This window comes from Methylobacterium fujisawaense (assembly GCF_014138435.1).
Taxonomy (GTDB): domain Bacteria; phylum Pseudomonadota; class Alphaproteobacteria; order Rhizobiales; family Beijerinckiaceae; genus Methylobacterium; species Methylobacterium fujisawaense.
In genome coordinates this window covers 45,070-61,198 of record NZ_JACJIM010000005.1, presented here as the reverse complement: position 1 = coordinate 61,198, position 16,129 = coordinate 45,070, and the positions used below count along the sequence as shown (strand labels likewise).

The window sequence follows — 16,129 nt, the reverse complement described above, 5'->3', positions numbered from 1 at the left end:
GCCGGCATGGCGGCGCCCCTGCCGTGGCCCAACATCCTGGTGCCGTCCGCCGAGGACTGGTCCCTGCGCGGCGGCACCCGATCCGGCGGCCAGAGCTTCGAGGGCAACGAGGTGCTCGTCGCCTCGCCCACCGCCCGGTGGAAGGCGGCGCTGACGATCCCGGCCTTCGGCAACGACCGGATTCGCGCCCTGCGCCGGGTCGTGGCCCTCGGCCGCTCCCAGCTCTGGTCCGTCGGCCCCTACGAGCGGCCGCGGGCGCCCTGGCCGATCGAGCCGGTGGTGGGCGGCGCGGTCACCGACCGGACCCCCGGCCTCGCACAGCCGCCGCTGGCCTTCAGCCTGATGCTGGACGCGGCCGCGAACGCCGCCGCCATCGCGATCCGGCGCGACCGGGGCGGCCTCCTGGCGCCCGGGATGATCTTCTCGATCGGCGGCCGCCTGCACGTCATCGTCGGCCTGACCACCGCCGACCCGGCCGATCCGGCGACCGGCCTGGCGATCCCCGGCGGCGTCGGGGTGGCGATCCGGCCGTGGCTGCGCGCGGACCTGCCCGCCGGCACGCCGATCGCGTTCGGCGCCCCGGTCGGCACGATGCGGTTCGCGAGCGACGATACCGGCGCCCTGGACCTGCAGCTGTCCCGGTACGGGACCGTGACCCTCGACCTCGTCGAAGCCTTCTGACCCCCTCAGCACTCCGGGACCGGCATGGCTCTTCCGAAGCCCTCGCTCGGCGCGACGCCGGCCGCCAACGTCGCGCGCATCGGCGACGCGTTCGACCTCCTCGACGGCCTGGTCGCGGCCCTCGCGGACGAGCAGGCGGCGCGCGTCGCCGGCCTCGCCGCCGAGGGACGCGCCCGCGACGGCGCCATCGCGGCGGCCGTGGCGGCGGCAATGGCGGCTGAGGGCCAGCTTCGCCAGGCCGCCGTCGTCGCCGAGGGACGGGCGCGGGGCGACGCCATCGCCCGGGAGCAGCAGGACCGGACGGCGGCGGTCGTCGCCGAGGGCCGGGCCCGGGCCGCGAGCGACACGGCCCTGGGCGCGCTGATCGAGCGCTACCGCGCCGACGGCGTCGCCGACACCGCGCGCGTCGGGGAGGCCGGATGGGCCTTCGCCTTCGCGGCGACCGTGGCGGAGCTTCAGGGCGACGGCTCGGCCCTGCCGGCCTTGCCGGCGACGCTGCGCGCGTTCGGGGACAACGGCGCGGTGGCGCGCCTGACCGGGCCCGGCCTCGTCGCCACGCGCAGGCGGGTCGCGATCGAGCCCGGCCGCGTCTACCGCGCCCGGTGGGTGGTGCAGCGCCGGGCCGACGCGGCGGATCCGGCCAACGACGCGATCCGGCTGGGGATCGCGTGGTTCGACCAGGCGGGCAACCGGCTGCCGGACGGCGCGGGATCGTCGTTCACGGCCGTGGCCGATCTGAAGGGGACGACGGTCGCGTCCGGCCGCGTCGAGCGGCAGACCACCCTGGGGCGGCAGGCGGGCGCCGGCACGCTGGTCGTCGCCCCCCGCGCGGCCCGGTACGCCCGGCCGTTCGTCCGCGTGTTCGGCCCGGATCCGGTCACCGACATCGAGGTGCTGCAGCTCGACGACGTGTCGAACGCGAGCGTGTTCGCGCCGCTCGCGGCCGACGCCCTGGCGCGCCTCACCGCGCTGGAGAGCGGCCACCTCGCCGTCCGCGTGGCCGCCCTGGAGAGCGCCGTGCAGACCCCGCTCTGCCTCACCTTCGCCAGCCGGGGCGACGCCGCCGCGGCGACGATCCCCGCCCAGGTCACGACCCTGGCCCTGCGCGGGCGCATGCAGGCGGGAGACGGCCGGGGCGGCGATTACCTGCGCGTCGCCACGCCGCCGCCCGCGGGACAGGGCTTCCGCTCCCGGGACGGCGCCTACTGGGCGTCCGTCCGGCCCCTCGACCTCGCCCTGGGCGGCCAGCCCTCGGTCGCGGATCCCGGGCCGGCCTGGTCGGGCTACCGGCGCCTCCACGACACCTTCCGGGTCGCCGTGAACGACTACCCCGCGGACGCGCAGTTCGGCTCGAACCTTTACGGGGTCACCGAGGCCGTCGTCGGGGCGGTGGAGGTGCCCGCGGCGAGCGACGCCGGCAATCACAGCGTCGGCGTCGCCGGATACGCACGCACGTCGTCGAGCAGCCAGGGCGGCGTCGGCCTGTTCGGCGGGGCCTTCGCCGGCGCGAACGGTCAGCCACCGGGCGCCGCGTCGATCTGGGGCGCGAACACCCTGGTGTCGAACTGCGCGCACCACGTCGATCCGTGGGGCTTCACCAACGTGATCGCCTACGGGATCGAACTGGACTTCAACATCCGGAGGCAGAAGGACGGGTCGGACGTCAACGTGCCAGTGCGCGGCCTGTACTTCATCGGCGACAGCGACACCAACGGCCTGGCGATCTGCACCGTGATCGAGGTCGATCAGATCGGCATCAACCGGGGGATCCCCTGGAAGACCGTGCTCGTCACCAACGACGGCGCCGCCCAGGTCGCCCTGGACATCGGCGCGACCGCCAGGACCCCGAATGCCGGGTCCCAGCCGATCAACCTCCGGGCGATCGGCCCGGGCGGCGCGGGCCGCGCGGGCCTGATCCAGCTCAGTCCCCTGGGCGACCTCGTGCTGTCGCCCCACCGGGGCAGCGGCGTCAACGTCGTCGACACGGCCGGGTCGGTCGCGCTCCAGGCCGCCGCCGGCCTGTTCAAGGTCAACGCCGACGGCAGCGGCGCCCGGCCGGTCACCTACGGCGCCCCCGACAGCGCCGGCGCCGGCTACCGGGCCCTGCGCGTCCCGAACTGAGCCCCCGACACCCCCGCCGCGCCGAACCGGAGATTCGCCATGGCCCAGCTGATCGAGACGGCCGAGCAGCACGTCGCGCTGCATCTCGGGACCCTGACCGCGCAGAACTTCGCCCTCGCCTGCGCCCTGGAGCGGCGCGACCGGCTGCTCGCCGAGGCGCAGGCGCGGATCGACGCCCTGGAGGCCGAGCTCGCCGCCGCGAAGCCGTCGGCCCCCGACCGGGCCGACGCCACCGCGGTCCCGGCCGAGAGCGCCCCGTGAGCCCGGCGCCGCTCACCTATGCGTGGCGGATGGCGCGGGCCGACGCCGCGCCGCTCGGCCTGATCCTGCGGGGCCTCGACGTCGCGTCCGGGCAGATCGTCCCGCTGCCCGCGGGTGGGCAGGTGATCGCCTGGAGCGTCGGCCTGCCCGGCCGCCCGCGCGCGCTGACCACGGAGGCCGGCGGCGGCCTCGCGACGGATGCCGACGGCGTCCTGCGGTTCCCGCTGAGCCAAGCCGACCTCGCCGGCGCCGCCCCACGGGCCGCGATGCCGGTGGTCGTGCGGATCCGGGAGGGCGACGGCACCGGCCGCACCGTCCTGCTCGGCACCCTCGAACTGCTGGACTGAGCCGATGACCGTGGAGACGATCCGGGAAGCCGACCTCGCCCAGCGCTTCGCCGGGCGGGTGATCGAGTCGGTGATCCCCTACACGGTCGAGGTGGTTCTGCCGTTCTCGACCGGCACCGTGACCGAGGCGCTCGCCGCGATCCGCGACGGGGTCGACGGAAGCCGCAACACGCTGCGCCTGCTGTCGGACGCGCTCGACGCCAGCGCCGGCGAGACCCTGCGCGCGGCGGACGCGCAGGCCTTCGTCGACGCGCTCCTGTTCGGTTGAGGCCCCGATGAAGAGACCCCTGTTCGGCGGCGTCGCCTTCGCGCCCGCGCAGCGCACCCTCGACTTCTCGGGCGTGGCCGGCTTCGACGTGCGGGCGTTGCTCGCCGTGATCGACCTCAGCCGGTCGGCGCTCCTCTACGCCGCCGGCAAGCCGGGCTGCGGCTACACCGCCCTCGACGGCTCCGTGCTGACGCTGGCGGTCGACACCACCGAGATGGCGGCGTCGGACACGCTGCTCGTCCTCTACGACGACGGCACCGCCGTCCTGCCGGCGGGGGCGGCGATCGCGGCCCGGCAGCCGGCGTTCGGCACCGCCGGACGCGCGAGCCCCGACGTGGTCTCGGTCCAGGGCGTCGCGGCCGGCACGCCGATCCCGGTGGCGCTGGTGGCGCAGGCCCCGGGCGAGGGCGGGGCGATCGCCCGCACCGTCTACGCCGCGTCCGCGGCGGCCGCCGGCCAGCTCGTCAAGGGCGCCCCCGGCCGCGTGCTCACGCTCACGGCCTGGAACGGCGACACGGCCCCAATCTGGGTGAAGCTGTTCGACACCGCCGCGCCGCCGAGCCTGGGCACGGATGCGGCGGCCTGGGAGGCGATGGTGCCCCCCGGCGGCACGCTCGTCGTGCCCTTCGGCGCTCTCGGCCTGTCCTTCGGCGCCGGCATCGCGGTCGGCTTCTCCGGGGCGCAGGGCCGCACCGACGCCACCGCCCTCAAGGCCGCGAACAAGGCGGGCGTCAGCCTCGCCCTGACGTAGCCGCGGTGCCGATTCGGCGCCGCTCCCTCTCCACCCGGACCCCCGTGAGGCCGACATGACCGCTCCCCTCGTGCGGGCGACCTTCTTCGCGCGGCTGCGCGCGACGGGGTTGCTCGGCGCCACCCTCGCGCAGACCGAGGTCGACGGGCTGACCGGCCTCCTCGACGCCTGGGAGCGCCTGGGCTGGCCCGGCGATCTCCGCCACGTCGCCTACACCCTGGCCACCGCCTGGCACGAATGCCGGCTGAACCTGTCGATCCGCGAGGCCGGTCTCGGGCGCGGGCATCCCTACGGCGTGCCGGTGGACGGCCGGGTCTATTACGGCCGCGGCGCCAGCCAGCTCACCTGGCTCGACAATTACCGGCGGTTCGGCCGGCGGCTCGGCCTCGACCTCGTCGGCGATCCGGACCTGGCGCTCGTGCCGGAGACGAGCGCGGCGATCCTGATCGTCGGCGCGCGCGACGGCCTGTTCCGCCCCGGCCATACCCTCGCGCGCTACTTCGACGGCGGCACCGACGATCCGGAGGGTGCGCGGGCCATCGTCAACGGCGACGGCGCGCGGAACGGCGCGCGGATCGCGGGCTATCACGCCGTCTTCCTCGCCTGCCTCCGGGCGGCGTGCGCCGCCGCGGCGCCGCCGGCCGCCCCGGCCCCGCCAACGACCGCCTGGTGGCCGCGCCTGCGCGAGGCCGTCCGCCGCAACATGCAGAAGGGGGCCTGACCATGGGGTTCCTCGCCCTCCTGCCGGCGCTGCTCGGCGCGCTCGGTCCGATCCTCCAGAAGGTGCTGCCCGACGAGGGCCAGCGGCTCCAGGTCCAGCTGGAGCTGCAGAAGGCCCTGATCGAGCAGCAGGACGATCTCGGCCGGGCCATGGCCGAGGTGATGAAGGCCGATGCGGGGTCCGAGAGCCCGCTCGCCCGCAACGCCCGGCCGATCACCGTGCTCTGGGCGCTGGCGATGATCACCTGGGTGGGCGTAGTGGCGCCGATGCTCGGCCTGCAGGTCGAGGTGGTGGCGGCGCTCAAGGGCGTGCCGGCGGAGCTGTGGTCGCTGCTCACCGTAGGGATCGGCGCCTACATGCTGGCCCGCTCGGTCGACAAGATCGTGCCGCAGGTGCTCGGGCCGAAGGGGTGAACACCGGAACCGCGGGTGCGCCCCGATGACGGACGAGACACCGCCCCGGGCCCGGACGGCGCGGCCGGGCCGTGGCGAGCGAAGGACCGGACCCATGGCCGACCATCTGCCCGAATGGATCGGGCGCCTGATCGAGCGCGTCGAGGCCACCGGCCGGCAGATGGATGCGCTCGGGGGCAAGCTCGACCGGATGGACGAGAAGCTTGAGGGCGTGGCCTACCGGCGGGACATCGAGCACTTCGTGGCGCGCGACGAGATCGAGCGGCGGATCGACAAGGCGGTGGACGGGGCGAAGGCCGAGGCCGCCAAGGGGCTGGCCGAGGTCGCCGGGCAGGTGCGGGATCTGCGCAAGATCGGCTGGGGGCTGGCCTCGGCGGCGCTGCTGGCCTTCGGGGGGATCGTGCTGGCGAAGATCGGGCTGGCGGGGCGGTGAGCTGGATCGGCGACTGACACCGCGCCGCGATCCCGCGTTTAGGCCGGGTCTCGGCATTCCCCCAGCGCGATCACCTCGAACCGCCCGGCTCCGGCCGCGGCGGTTTTTTCGTGCCCGCCGGCACCGCCGCGCGGGGCTTTTTCGTGCCCGCCGCCCCGGTACGATACGCGTAGATTCGGCCCCACATCCCCTGAGGCTTGGATCTGGGAAGGCCCGCCCGGTCCGCCGGCGCAGGCTTTTTCGTGCGATCGCGACGAACTTTGCCGGGTGTTAAGGCGGAAGATCCTCGTTGGCGTAATCTCGATGCTCCTCCCGAGACCCAACTAAGCCCGCCTGGTTCTCCAGCGCGGGCTTTTTCGTTGGCGATTATACCGTTCGCACTTACGTCCTGAGAGCCTTCGCCTCCTGCGAACATAACCGTGTGCAGTTTGTTGGCCTAAGCGGGGGGCTACCATCGCCACGGCTTAGTGCATGCCACCGAAGCGGTCGGAAGACCCGAACGTCGCCCGTAGTCGCGCTCTTGCCCGCGAAGGCTGGCGGCAGGCTCAAGAGGTCAGGGCTGAGGTAGCCCGCACTCGAAGGCTCATTGAGGAGGCCCGCAGGCTGCTCGATACCGTTAAGCCGAGCGATCCTAAGCCTAACTCGTCCTAGCCCTCAGCCTTCTTCGGCTTCGCGATCCGCTTCACCGCGGCGTCGAAGTCGGCTTCATCCTCGCCGGCCCTAACCTCACGCGCGGCTTCGATGAGCCGCTCGCCATCCTGCCCGCGAGCCAAGTTGCGTATCGGCTAAGCTCACACGCTGGTGAGATCGGACGCTCCCCCGCCCCGTGAGCGGATCGGGCAGTTGACTGCGCAGAGCCCGGAACATCAGATGGCGTGGTCGGATGGTGACCAGATGAAAGCGTCACAAGTCTTGCAGGCGAGATCGCCATCCACATAACCCCGTGGAGATGCGAGGCCCCATGCTGGTCCTGACGCTCCTCACCACCCTCTCATTCAACCACCTCGCGCACTCCTGGTATCCTGAGGAGTGCTGCTCAAACGAGGACTGCGCGCCGGTCGACGATGCGGAGATCGTGCCCGGCGGTTTCCGATCGCACGGCTATTTTATCCCTGAGGCTCTGGCGCGACCGAGCAAGGATGCGAGCTACCACCTCTGCCAGTACCGCGGGCGGGTGATCTGCTTCTTCGTACCTCTGAATGGCTGATGGACGCGGCAACACATCCGTGCGGCGTCGAGGGCTGTGCGCTTCCCGGTACGATGCGCCGCTTAGGTAGGGCCGGCAAACGCCAGCTGCCTACCGCAACGTGAGCAGATCGGGGCGGGGCCGAGCGGGCAGAACCACCGTGGATTGATCAGCCTCCACCGCCTCCGCCGCCGCCCGTCCCTGGTCCGCCGAGATTGCCGTCCTTATTCGGCGTATTCCAGTGGATGATACCGTCACTTGGTGGCCGCAGGACCGTTGTCGACGTAAGAGGATATCTGAATTGGTGGGCTTCAATCTTCGCTTGAGGAGCCGCTCGACGAGTTCGCCCACGTTTTGCGTCAGCTACAGTGCTCGCGCTGATCATGAGCGCCGCCGTGAACAATCTGATGAGCAAGGCAATCATGATCGTCCTGCGTCGTGCAGAGTGCACCTCCCGGAGGCGACCACCGCGCACCTCGCGTCAGGATAGTTGAGCTTCGGTCAATCACAACCGCGCAGCATAGGGCGCTGGAGATCCTCGCCGCCCATCCGCTCAGCCTTGCGGCGCCCGCCAGCCCGCCGCCTTCGCCTCGTCCTCGCTGCAGAACATGCGCTCGCCGGAGTTCGTGGTGATGACGGTCCGGTCGTAGTCCCGTGTCCCGGGCAGGTGGTAGATCTTGTCGCCCTTGCGCGAGATGTTGCCCTTGATGGCGCAGGCGGCCTGTGTGGGCGCCGGAGCGGGGGCAGGCGGCTTCTCCATCTCCGGCCGGGTCTCGACGCCGCCAGCGCGCTTGGCACGCCTCCAATCCGACGGCGGATCAAACGTGCCGGCCCAGAGCCCGCGCCTTAGCGCCCGCGCAGTGGTCTCGTCCCCGACGTAGTCGCGGGAGTAGCGCTGGTAGGCCGTGGCGTAGCCCTGGCTCACCATCCAGGCGTTCAGGTCCTCGTCGCCCTTCCGGCAAACGGCGACGGTGCGGCCGTACCGGTCGGTGTCGCGCGGCTCGCACGAGATGTTGGCCTCGCCGATCCGGTCAGCCAGCGCGAGCGCCGCGACCTGCCCGCAGCGGTAGGACTTGCCGGCCGCGTCCTGGCAGAGCTGCGCACTCTCCGGCGCGTCGATGCCGTGCAGGCGAATGCGGGTCCCGCGGATCACCACGGTGTCGCCGTCCGTAACGGAGGCTCGGCCGACGATCGGCTCTGCGGCCAGCACCGGGCCAGTGAGCAGGATGAGGGCGGCGAGGGCTGTGCGCATCCCGCCAGGATAGAGGCGCTGCTGGCGCCGGCAACCAGAGGCTTCACTGACGCGGCGGGACGCTCATATCGATCTCGGGCGTGTTGATGATCGTCACGCCGTCCTCGAAGCCCGAGCCGGTCGGGACGAACGTCACATCGAACGTGCAGGTCGGCTTGGCCAGTGTTGCGATCCCGTTGCACGGGCCGATCAGTTTCTCAGCGATCGCTTCCGTTGTCCCGCCGCCGAGCCCGGAAGCGTCCAGCCGGAGCTTCTGGCCGCCGACCGTAGCCTCGCAGATGAAACCGCCCGGTGCGGAGTCAACGCATCGGATCCCATGGACGATGACCGTTTCGCCTCGAAGCCCTTTCGGCGCGGCCAGCAGCTCGCTTACGGTCCTAGTGACCTTGCTCGCGGCCTGCGCCTCCTCCGCCGCGATGACGAGAGCGAGGGCGGCGAGGAGCGTGCGCATGTGTACAGAATAGCTGAGCTGCTGATCGCGGCAACCCGTTCAAGGATGTAAGCCGCGTCTTTTCTCATCCCGGAACGATTAATCAATGCCGCTCGAGCACTTCATTCGGAAGTCCATGGCGCGCATTTCGATTATTGAACAGAAATTGTCTTATATTTGGCATTTCTATGCCAATATAATGCATCTCTACTACCGCGTACCAAAAGCATAATTTCAAACTATATTTATTAACCCTGTCAAAAGCAGCTTGCAATTTCGCTTTGTCATCGCTGCTCATATGAACGACAGCATTCCGTGTTTCCGATGCAGTTTTGGCAAACTCCGGAATTTGCGTCACTATCTCCGGGAAATGCCTTTGAGCCGCCTGCGTAATCATATGGGTGAGCACATCCCTATAGGATGTTTTATTACTTGAACCCACTAGACCAGCAACTCGATCAATGAATGTTTTTTCGAAATCCGATGAAAGAGCTGCCCTAATTTTGGCAACCGCTAATTTTATCATTGATTTCGGCATTTTTTCAGCTGCGCCAAATTCCCTTCCAAGGACTTCGAGAGCCTGTGAAACCGATACAAACCGAGCCAATCCATCAGATGTTTCATGCAACGCTCGGACAAAAATCCATCTAGACAGTTGCTCCACTTCGGTGGCCCGGAACCATCGATCCAATATCAGCGCTAGATTTTCTACATTTGCCAGATCGACAAGAAGTTGATGCTGCATTGGCGGCTTGAAAATTGACCGATCTTCGCCGTATCGCCAGACTAGGCCAACGGATGATCGCTCAGAAAAATGCAAAAATACATACTCGAAAGTGAATGGTTCCAAAGAGAGAACAGATATTATCTGCTCGATCTTCCAAGAGATATCCAGAGTGATCTGGGGAATAACCGCCTTTTCGGTATAAAGATCAATTGAAATGAGTGAATTTATCGTTGCACCGGTGGTCGCCGCCCACCCTCTAAGCGCCTGAGTCCTCAAAGCGAATGAAAAGCCTGTCTCTCCGAGACTCAGGTTTAATGCCGCAGGGCCGCAAAATGTCCAAATAGACTCTGGACTTCCAAGAACTCGGAAAGCCTCTTCTGCATTAGGGTCGTGGGGAGAAAGAGTAGTTAAGCCTGGATTGCCAAAAAAACCAGCTAATCTTGTATCTTGAAGGCCAATGCTGATGATGTTTTCGGCCGTGTCTTCGAATTCGGCCCCCATCCATATTTCAGTAGGCTGGAATGAGAGTTCGAACAATTCCCGTCCGGCAACTAAATTATGTAAATTGCGCCAGTTATAGCGCGCGCAACGCTTTAGAAATACTGTTCCATATTGAGGGATAATACCAACAATTGATGCTTGTAGTGGAGGTCGAGTAAGTACAAACAATGGGTGATCGGGCTCGCCAAAGCCAGGACGCGGCTGCTCGTCCAGCTCGATTACTAAGATAAGCTGCGGCTCACCATTTCTCCAAACTAAGCTACCATATGCTTGTTGATCTCCAATTCTCCAGAAAGCTGCGATAGGATCCATTTCATTTCTAAACCTGTTTATCTTTTCGGCATCCAACATGATGCATCGTTCCGACCAAAAATAATTAAAAAACAGCCCTGATCGGTGAGTAGATCAGGACACAACGCGTTCGCGCGCCAACCGCATCGCTCGCAGCCGTGCTGTCCGCTCGTCGATAGCCCGACGATCCGCCTCAACTTCCGCCCAGACTTCGTTCGCTCGGTCATACCTCTCGGCAGCCTTCGCCGCCTTGGTCTCACGGAAGCCCTGGACGTGGCTGGAGTTCTCGGACATCGGCGCTCCTCTCAACCTATGGGCGAGAGACCTAGGGCGCGGTTCGCCTACGTCAGTAGCCGAGAGGCTCTAGGTTGCATCGGACGCCCCCTTCCGTAGCCGCACCCCGGGCCCGTCGCGGTTCTCGTCGATGAAGATGACGCCGGCGGGTTCGTGAGTGACGCCTCATTAACGCTTGGCGCCTACCCCGCCGGCATGTCAGACTTCCCCCCCGCTGTCGCCTCCTGGCGCGACCAGATCGAGCGCCTGTCCGAGCACGCCTCGCCTTGTCGGTATCTGACGCCGGCGCGATGGGCGGCGATGCGGGCGAACGCGCTGGCCTTCATCGATCAGCATGGCGCCGAGGCGCACCGGCTGGGCTGGACGGCCGCGCAGCTTTTCGGCGTCCATCCCGAACACGGCTTCCTGCGGGTCGAGTATGCCGGCGCGTTGATGGTCAACGACAGCAAGGTCGTAGGCGTCGAGCCCAACCGGATCGTGTTCGACCGCTTCTCCGGTTACCGGACGAAGCCCGGACAGACCTGGGGGCCGCCGGTCTGGGAGTTCGCGAATAAAGGATGATTTGTGCTCAGCCTGCCAGCTTGAAGCTGTCTATACCGGTATGCAATTACTAAGCCCAAAGGCTATATTCCGGCTCGAAGGATCGCTGGCTACGCTCACTGAGGCGTCGTCAGGATAGTCACGCGCCTGGTTCTCATCTCGCTGGCCAAACGTGCCTATCAAAGATGATGAAAAATCAGCGGCTGCTCGCCGCCACGCCCTTCAGGCGATCGCAGATGTCCTTAAGCGATCTATGAGCGACTTTGACAACCAGCCCGTGTCGCTCATCGATGAGAAAGAAACCCGTGAACTCCTCCGGCTCTGGCGGGCGCTCAATCACCCCGTAGATCGTCGGTTGCTGACAGAGATGGCACGCGCCTTGGCCACGAAGAAATAGACCGGACCTTCCCGTCCGACGCCCAGGCGTCGGCCGCCGCGCTCGCGGTCTCCAAGCTGGTGACTCGCGCCGGGAGACGCTGACCGCGCCGACGTCGGGCGGCCTGCTCTCGTCGTTGCGTGGACTGTCAGCCGCCCTGCAGGCTCTCGGCGAAGTCGTCCGGCACCTCGCCCCACTGGCCGGGGATCGTGACGCCCTCCAACTCGCCGGTCTCGTCGTCGGCCACAACCTTCAGCGCCGCCGGACCCGGCATCAGCCTGGCCAGGGTCTCGGCCTTCTTCAGCGCGCCGCTCTCCGTCTGCGCCGGCTCCTGGCGGGCCGGGCGGAGGCGCTTGCGGTGGATCTCGAACGGCTGCACCACGAAGCTGGTCGTCATCGCCATGGTGCGGCTCCCGCCCTTACGCCGACGTGCCGCCGACCCGTACCGCAGTGAACGCGCGGAACAGCACGGGCCGGCCTGCGGCATCGCGCACGTCCACCGACCACACGGTCCAGTCCTCGCAGCCGACCCCGTCCATCAAGCCCAGCGCCACCCGGTCCGCGTGCTGCCGGATCTCGCGGATGCTCGACAGCCACCGCCCCTGCAGGTCGAACACGGCATCACCGCCTCCCAGGCAGTGGAAGCGATAAAGCCTCCGCGGCATTGGCGTTTTCCCGACCTCTCCACACATGCCCACTGCGATCTCCGCGGGATCCGACACGGCCATTGAACCACGCCGCACCATCGGGCTTTGTTCCCGATGTGTTCTAGTCGAGGTTGTGATCCGGATGCATGCCCAACGGCACGAACCGCCTGTGGAGATCCGTCTGTCCGAGGCCGAGGTGATCGCCCTGGCCTATCACCGGGCCGCCTCCGGCGATGCCTGGGCCGCCCTCGTTCGGGCGGTGGAGGATGCGCTCACCGACCTGCAAGACGCCGAAGCGCGCGTGCTCGCCCAGGGCCGGCTGATCTCCCGCGGATACGCACGATGCCGCGCCGGGACGGCCTGAGCCCCGTGCCGGTCCACCCGATCGACGCGCTGCTGGTCGGGAGTCCCGACGCGCGCGGGGCTGGTGAGCCGGCGCGACTGGAACACCAAGTTCGAGATGCGCACGCCGCGCTACACGACGCAGGTGGCGGAGCTGCCGGTGGCCCAGGCTTGAAGCGTCACCGCGGTGGGCAAGAGACTGCTTTGGGTGGGAAGCAGCTTGACTGCTTTCAGTCGCAAGACGTTCTAAAGCGGACCTAGGATGAATCGCCGTCTCCGGATGGACGGTCCAACCCATCTCAGGGTCGAAGTTCGTAAAAGCCGGATGCCGTTTTCATCAGAGGCGATGCAACCGGCGCGAAAGTGCGTTGCCTTGGGAGACAGAGTGATTCACGATCGCAAAGCCCCAATCACGCGACGTCTCGTGCTGGTCCGGCATGGCCAGAGCGTAGCCAACCGATCCGGTCTGTTCACGGGATTGCTGGACTCGCCCTTGACCGAGCAGGGTCGGATAGAAGCCGTGGCAGCCGGGCGGCGTTTGGCCGAGCGCAGCTGGCGCTTTTCCGATGCCTTCACCTCGACGCTGACGCGGGCCGTCGTGAGCGGCCGGCTTATCCTCGATACGCTCGGGCAACCTGGATTAATCCCTCAACGCTTCGCCGCGCTCGACGAGCGAGACTACGGCGACCTCAGCGGGCTCGACAAGACCGCCGCCGATGCGCGCTGGGGGGCGGAGCGGATCGAGACCTGGCGGCGCTCCTACGGCGAGGCGCCGCCGAACGGTGAGAGCCTGCGCGATACCGTCGCCCGCATCGTGCCATGCTACCTCCGATCCATCCTACCGGCGGTCATGGGCGGGGACGTGCTCGTCGTCGCCCACGGTAATTGCCTGCGGGCGCTCGTTATGGCGCTCGACGACCTCAGCCCGGCGGAGGTCGAGCAACTCGAACTCGCGACGGGCTCCGTCAGGATCTATGAGTTTGCTGCGGATACGACGATCGAGGCCCGCTGGATCGACGGTTGAATCCGCCTGTAGGCCCCCAAGAATGGGTCGCCTCACGCTTCAAAAAATCCCCATTTAATCTAATTAAGTGATGGGAATTATCTAATCATTCCGTTGGAGTGAATGAAAGGGAAGTGGGATTCTCCGGCATCACATCGGAGCCACCCATGTCCGCCCCCAGACTTGTCTCCCACCCTCGATCGATGCGTGCCCTGGCCGGCACGAGAGCCATCCTTCCGGGACTGAGCCTCTGCGTGGCAGTTACCGCCGCAGCGGTCGGCTTCGAAGCCGTCGAGACGCACCTGTTCGGTCGCGCTTGGCTCGAAGCCCTGGTGCTGGCGATCCTCCTCGGGAGCGCGATCCGCACCGCCTGGACCCCGTCGCAGCGTTTCTTTCCCGGCATCGCCTTCGGGGCCAAGACCGTGCTGGAGATCGCGGTCGTAATGCTAGGCGCGTCGCTCAGCCTCGCGACGATCCTCGCCGCCGGCCCGGGCCTGCTCTTCGGCATCGCGGGCGTCGTCGTGGTCGCGATCCTGTCGAGCTACGGCATCGGCCGGGCGCTCGGACTGCATTCGCGCATGGCGATCCTCGTCGCCTGCGGCAACTCGATCTGCGGCAACTCGGCGATCGCCGCCACCGCCCCGGTGATCGGCGCCGACGGCGAGGACGTCGCCGCCTCCATCGCCTTCACCGCGGTGCTGGGCGTGCTGGTGGTGCTCGGCCTGCCGCTGCTGGTACCGCTGCTCGGCCTGTCGCCGATGCAGTACGGGGTGCTCGCCGGCCTCACCGTCTACGCCGTGCCCCAGGTTCTCGCGGCGACCGCGCCGGTCGCGGCGCTCAGCGTCCAGGTCGGAACCCTGGTGAAGCTCGTCCGGGTGCTGATGCTCGGGCCGGTCGTTCTGATGCTCTCGCTCGGTGCGAGCCGGCTGCGCGAGGAGACCGACGAGGCCGCCCCCGGCGTCACCGCCGGCGACCGCCCGGCCCGCGGCGGCCTCGCGATCCAGCGTCTGGTGCCGTGGTTCATCCTCGCCTTCCTGGCGCTCGCGGGACTCCGCTCGGCCGGGCTGATCCCGCAAGTCGCGCTCGCGCCGATGTCGGAGACCGCCAACGTGCTGACCGTAGTCTCGATGGCGGCACTCGGCCTCGGGGTCGACGTGCGCAGCGTCGCCAAGGCCGGGGCGCGGGTGACCCTCGCTGTGGTCGCCTCGCTCCTTGCCCTCGGCGCCGTCAGCCTCGGCCTGATCCATGTGCTCGGCCTCGTCTGATCCGCGCTATGGCATCGATCCGACCCCTTGATGGAAGAATTGCCGTGACACGTTCGTCCCAATCTTCATCCGAGGCAGTCGCGCAGGCGACGGGATGGTTGATAGGGCCGGGTCGCGAAGCGGTGGACGCGGCAGCCCTTCTCGATGGGTTCAGTGCGTGCCTCTCGGAGCTCGGCCTGCCGCTGGCCCGCGCCACCACCCACGCGCCGACCCTGCATCCGTCGTTCCGGTGGGTGATGCGCGTCTGGCATCCAGGAACGTCGAGCCTAGCCCTGCGTCGCCGCCATGGAATCGAGACAACGCCGACCTTCCACGGCAACACCGTCGAACACGTGGTCGAGACGCGGACCCCATTCCGATGCCGTCTCGACGGGGATGGGCCGCTGCCGTTTCCCGTGCTCGGCGAGCTTCGCAACGAGGGTCTGACCGACTACCTCATCGCTCCGCTGCGCGCCGCGCGTGGACGAATGGGTGCCGCCTCCTGGGCCACGGCGAGACCGGGCGGCTTCACGCCGATCGAGATCGAGACGTTGCTAGCGCTGGTCGAGCCGTTCTCGCTGCTGTTCGAAATCAAGGCGCTCGACGACATGCTTGGCGCGGTCCTGAGCGCCTATGTCGGGCGCGACCCGGCGCGGCAAATCCTGGCCGGCACAGTGCGGCGCGGCGACGTACGCCTCATGCGGGCCGCGATGATGCTGACCGACCTGCGTGGGTTCGGCGAACTGTCCGACCGGCAGAGCCCCGACCGTGTCGTGGCCGCCCTCAACCGGATGTTCGATGTCATTGTGCCAGCCGTCGAGGCGGAAGGCGGCGAGGTGCTGAAGTATATCGGCGACGGGCTACTGGCCGTGTTCGATGCCGATCGCGACGAGGCCGAGGCGCGCCGTGCCGCCCTGCGTGCCGCCGAGGCTGCACTCGATGCGCTCGCGACCTTGCACGACGGCCTAAGACCGGCCTTCGAGGTCGGTGTTGCACTTCATGTCGGGGAAGTCGCCTACGGCAATATCGGCGGCGGCGACCGAGTCGATTTCACGGCGATCGGCCGCGATCTGAATGTGCTCGCCCGCGTCGAGCGCCTGTGCAAGACATATGATGCGGCGCTCATCGCCACCGACACCTTCCTCGACGGCCTCGCGCATTCCCTCGAACCGCTTGGCACCGTCGCCCCACGCGGTTTCGCCGAACGTCACGCCCTGTTCGGGCATCGCAGGACCGCGCCTGTCGAAGCGCCGGCGGCCAGACGTTGAAACAGCATCCAACACCACTGAGGCGGAGATCG

The 16,129-nt window shown here is 68.0% G+C and carries 21 protein-coding genes and 1 pseudogene; 16 read left to right on the top strand and 6 right to left on the bottom strand.

The features are described from left to right. Nucleotides 1–6 precede the first annotated feature (6 nt). The 10 genes from GGQ91_RS16085 to GGQ91_RS16040 all read left to right on the top strand — a co-directional run bounded on the left by GGQ91_RS16085 (nucleotide 7) and on the right by GGQ91_RS16040 (nucleotide 7,203). The gene (locus GGQ91_RS16085; RefSeq protein ID WP_182592389.1) at nucleotides 7–681 is read left to right on the top strand and encodes a hypothetical protein; all 675 of its coding nucleotides are present in this window, start codon (nucleotides 7–9) and stop codon (nucleotides 679–681) included. Between the two features lie 24 nt (nucleotides 682–705). Then, nucleotides 706–2,802: a proline dehydrogenase family protein gene (locus GGQ91_RS16080; protein ID WP_182592388.1), complete on the top strand. Its 2,097-nt coding sequence runs from the start codon at nucleotides 706–708 to the stop codon at nucleotides 2,800–2,802. 39 nt (nucleotides 2,803–2,841) lie between these two features. Continuing rightward, on the top strand, nucleotides 2,842–3,063 hold the full coding sequence (locus GGQ91_RS16075; RefSeq protein WP_182592387.1) for a hypothetical protein: 222 nt from the start codon (nucleotides 2,842–2,844) through the stop codon (nucleotides 3,061–3,063). Further along, the gene (locus GGQ91_RS16070) at nucleotides 3,060–3,410 is read left to right on the top strand and encodes a hypothetical protein (protein WP_182592386.1); all 351 of its coding nucleotides are present in this window, start codon (nucleotides 3,060–3,062) and stop codon (nucleotides 3,408–3,410) included. The genes GGQ91_RS16075 and GGQ91_RS16070 overlap by 4 nt, the downstream gene beginning before the upstream one ends. A gap of 4 nt (nucleotides 3,411–3,414) precedes the next feature. After that, nucleotides 3,415–3,678: a hypothetical protein gene (locus GGQ91_RS16065; protein ID WP_182592385.1), complete on the top strand. Its 264-nt coding sequence runs from the start codon at nucleotides 3,415–3,417 to the stop codon at nucleotides 3,676–3,678. A 7-nt stretch (nucleotides 3,679–3,685) separates the two neighbouring features. Then, nucleotides 3,686–4,429, top strand: a complete 744-nt coding sequence (locus tag GGQ91_RS16060) for a hypothetical protein (RefSeq protein WP_182592384.1) — start codon at nucleotides 3,686–3,688, stop codon at nucleotides 4,427–4,429. A gap of 55 nt (nucleotides 4,430–4,484) precedes the next feature. Further along, entirely contained in the window at nucleotides 4,485–5,150 is a 666-nt protein-coding gene (locus GGQ91_RS16055) for a glycoside hydrolase family 19 protein (RefSeq protein ID WP_182592383.1), read from the top strand. A gap of 2 nt (nucleotides 5,151–5,152) precedes the next feature. Further along, nucleotides 5,153–5,563 (top strand): 3TM-type holin, encoded by a 411-nt coding sequence (locus tag GGQ91_RS16050; protein ID WP_179698085.1) that lies wholly within the window; start codon nucleotides 5,153–5,155, stop codon nucleotides 5,561–5,563. A gap of 94 nt (nucleotides 5,564–5,657) precedes the next feature. Next, a complete protein-coding gene (locus GGQ91_RS16045) occupies nucleotides 5,658–5,996 on the top strand; it encodes a hypothetical protein (protein ID WP_043351545.1) in 339 nt (112 codons plus the stop codon). Between the two features lie 961 nt (nucleotides 5,997–6,957). Next, nucleotides 6,958–7,203, top strand: coding sequence for a hypothetical protein (locus GGQ91_RS16040; RefSeq protein WP_182592382.1), 246 nt, complete (start codon nucleotides 6,958–6,960; stop codon nucleotides 7,201–7,203). A gap of 532 nt (nucleotides 7,204–7,735) precedes the next feature. Here GGQ91_RS16040 and GGQ91_RS16035 read toward each other — a convergent pair. The 4 genes from GGQ91_RS16035 to GGQ91_RS16020 all read right to left on the bottom strand — a co-directional run bounded on the left by GGQ91_RS16035 (nucleotide 7,736) and on the right by GGQ91_RS16020 (nucleotide 10,677). Further along, nucleotides 7,736–8,434 (bottom strand): thermonuclease family protein, encoded by a 699-nt coding sequence (locus GGQ91_RS16035; protein WP_182592381.1) that lies wholly within the window; start codon nucleotides 8,432–8,434, stop codon nucleotides 7,736–7,738. 43 nt (nucleotides 8,435–8,477) lie between these two features. Further along, on the bottom strand, nucleotides 8,478–8,885 hold the full coding sequence (locus tag GGQ91_RS16030; RefSeq protein ID WP_182592380.1) for a hypothetical protein: 408 nt from the start codon (nucleotides 8,883–8,885) through the stop codon (nucleotides 8,478–8,480). An 82-nt stretch (nucleotides 8,886–8,967) separates the two neighbouring features. Further along, nucleotides 8,968–10,443 (bottom strand): HEPN domain-containing protein, encoded by a 1,476-nt coding sequence (locus tag GGQ91_RS16025; protein WP_182592379.1) that lies wholly within the window; start codon nucleotides 10,441–10,443, stop codon nucleotides 8,968–8,970. 54 nt (nucleotides 10,444–10,497) lie between these two features. Beyond that, nucleotides 10,498–10,677: a hypothetical protein gene (locus GGQ91_RS16020; protein WP_182592378.1), complete on the bottom strand. Its 180-nt coding sequence runs from the start codon at nucleotides 10,675–10,677 to the stop codon at nucleotides 10,498–10,500. A gap of 153 nt (nucleotides 10,678–10,830) precedes the next feature. On the opposite strand from GGQ91_RS16020, the gene GGQ91_RS16015 reads away from it, so the two are divergent. Further along, entirely contained in the window at nucleotides 10,831–11,238 is a 408-nt protein-coding gene (locus GGQ91_RS16015; protein WP_343066805.1) for a hypothetical protein, read from the top strand. Between the two features lie 503 nt (nucleotides 11,239–11,741). Here the strand turns inward: GGQ91_RS16015 and GGQ91_RS16010 are convergent. Further along, nucleotides 11,742–11,996: a hypothetical protein gene (locus tag GGQ91_RS16010; RefSeq protein ID WP_182592377.1), complete on the bottom strand. Its 255-nt coding sequence runs from the start codon at nucleotides 11,994–11,996 to the stop codon at nucleotides 11,742–11,744. A 16-nt stretch (nucleotides 11,997–12,012) separates the two neighbouring features. Beyond that, entirely contained in the window at nucleotides 12,013–12,258 is a 246-nt protein-coding gene (locus GGQ91_RS16005) for a DUF6894 family protein (protein ID WP_182592603.1), read from the bottom strand. Nucleotides 12,259–12,409: 151 nt separating this feature from the next. Between GGQ91_RS16005 and GGQ91_RS16000 the strand changes: the two genes are divergently transcribed. The 5 genes and pseudogenes from GGQ91_RS16000 (at nucleotide 12,410) to GGQ91_RS15980 (ending at nucleotide 16,097) form a co-directional block, all read left to right on the top strand. After that, nucleotides 12,410–12,604 carry a hypothetical protein gene (locus tag GGQ91_RS16000; protein ID WP_342462038.1) on the top strand — a complete coding sequence of 65 codons (195 nt, stop codon included), beginning with the start codon at nucleotides 12,410–12,412 and terminating at the stop codon, nucleotides 12,602–12,604. Between the two features lie 42 nt (nucleotides 12,605–12,646). Next, nucleotides 12,647–12,757: pseudogene (locus tag GGQ91_RS15995) on the top strand (DUF4113 domain-containing protein); the annotation flags it as partial. 234 nt (nucleotides 12,758–12,991) lie between these two features. After that, complete coding sequence (locus tag GGQ91_RS15990) at nucleotides 12,992–13,606, top strand: 2,3-bisphosphoglycerate-dependent phosphoglycerate mutase (RefSeq protein WP_182592602.1); 615 nt, start codon at nucleotides 12,992–12,994, stop codon at nucleotides 13,604–13,606. A 182-nt stretch (nucleotides 13,607–13,788) separates the two neighbouring features. Beyond that, entirely contained in the window at nucleotides 13,789–14,850 is a 1,062-nt protein-coding gene (locus tag GGQ91_RS15985; RefSeq protein ID WP_403091324.1) for a YeiH family protein, read from the top strand. 122 nt (nucleotides 14,851–14,972) lie between these two features. Beyond that, nucleotides 14,973–16,097: an adenylate/guanylate cyclase domain-containing protein gene (locus GGQ91_RS15980; protein WP_343066803.1), complete on the top strand. Its 1,125-nt coding sequence runs from the start codon at nucleotides 14,973–14,975 to the stop codon at nucleotides 16,095–16,097. Nucleotides 16,098–16,129: the final 32 nt, after the last annotated feature.

Coding starts and splice junctions, on each gene's coding strand:
- GGQ91_RS16085 (WP_182592389.1), top strand. CDS start 7: ATGGCGGCGCCCCTGCCGTGGCCCAACATCCTGGTGCCGTCCGCCGAG.
- GGQ91_RS16080 (WP_182592388.1), top strand. CDS start 706: ATGGCTCTTCCGAAGCCCTCGCTCGGCGCGACGCCGGCCGCCAACGTC.
- GGQ91_RS16075 (WP_182592387.1), top strand. CDS start 2,842: ATGGCCCAGCTGATCGAGACGGCCGAGCAGCACGTCGCGCTGCATCTC.
- GGQ91_RS16065 (WP_182592385.1), top strand. CDS start 3,415: ATGACCGTGGAGACGATCCGGGAAGCCGACCTCGCCCAGCGCTTCGCC.
- GGQ91_RS16060 (WP_182592384.1), top strand. CDS start 3,686: ATGAAGAGACCCCTGTTCGGCGGCGTCGCCTTCGCGCCCGCGCAGCGC.
- GGQ91_RS16055 (WP_182592383.1), top strand. CDS start 4,485: ATGACCGCTCCCCTCGTGCGGGCGACCTTCTTCGCGCGGCTGCGCGCG.
- GGQ91_RS16050 (WP_179698085.1), top strand. CDS start 5,153: ATGGGGTTCCTCGCCCTCCTGCCGGCGCTGCTCGGCGCGCTCGGTCCG.
- GGQ91_RS16045 (WP_043351545.1), top strand. CDS start 5,658: ATGGCCGACCATCTGCCCGAATGGATCGGGCGCCTGATCGAGCGCGTC.
- GGQ91_RS16040 (WP_182592382.1), top strand. CDS start 6,958: ATGCTGGTCCTGACGCTCCTCACCACCCTCTCATTCAACCACCTCGCG.
- GGQ91_RS16035 (WP_182592381.1), bottom strand. CDS start 8,434: ATGCGCACAGCCCTCGCCGCCCTCATCCTGCTCACTGGCCCGGTGCTG.
- GGQ91_RS16030 (WP_182592380.1), bottom strand. CDS start 8,885: ATGCGCACGCTCCTCGCCGCCCTCGCTCTCGTCATCGCGGCGGAGGAG.
- GGQ91_RS16025 (WP_182592379.1), bottom strand. CDS start 10,443: ATGTTGGATGCCGAAAAGATAAACAGGTTTAGAAATGAAATGGATCCT.
- GGQ91_RS16020 (WP_182592378.1), bottom strand. CDS start 10,677: ATGTCCGAGAACTCCAGCCACGTCCAGGGCTTCCGTGAGACCAAGGCG.
- GGQ91_RS16010 (WP_182592377.1), bottom strand. CDS start 11,996: ATGGCGATGACGACCAGCTTCGTGGTGCAGCCGTTCGAGATCCACCGC.
- GGQ91_RS16005 (WP_182592603.1), bottom strand. CDS start 12,258: ATGCCGCGGAGGCTTTATCGCTTCCACTGCCTGGGAGGCGGTGATGCC.
- GGQ91_RS15985 (WP_403091324.1), top strand. CDS start 13,789: ATGCGTGCCCTGGCCGGCACGAGAGCCATCCTTCCGGGACTGAGCCTC.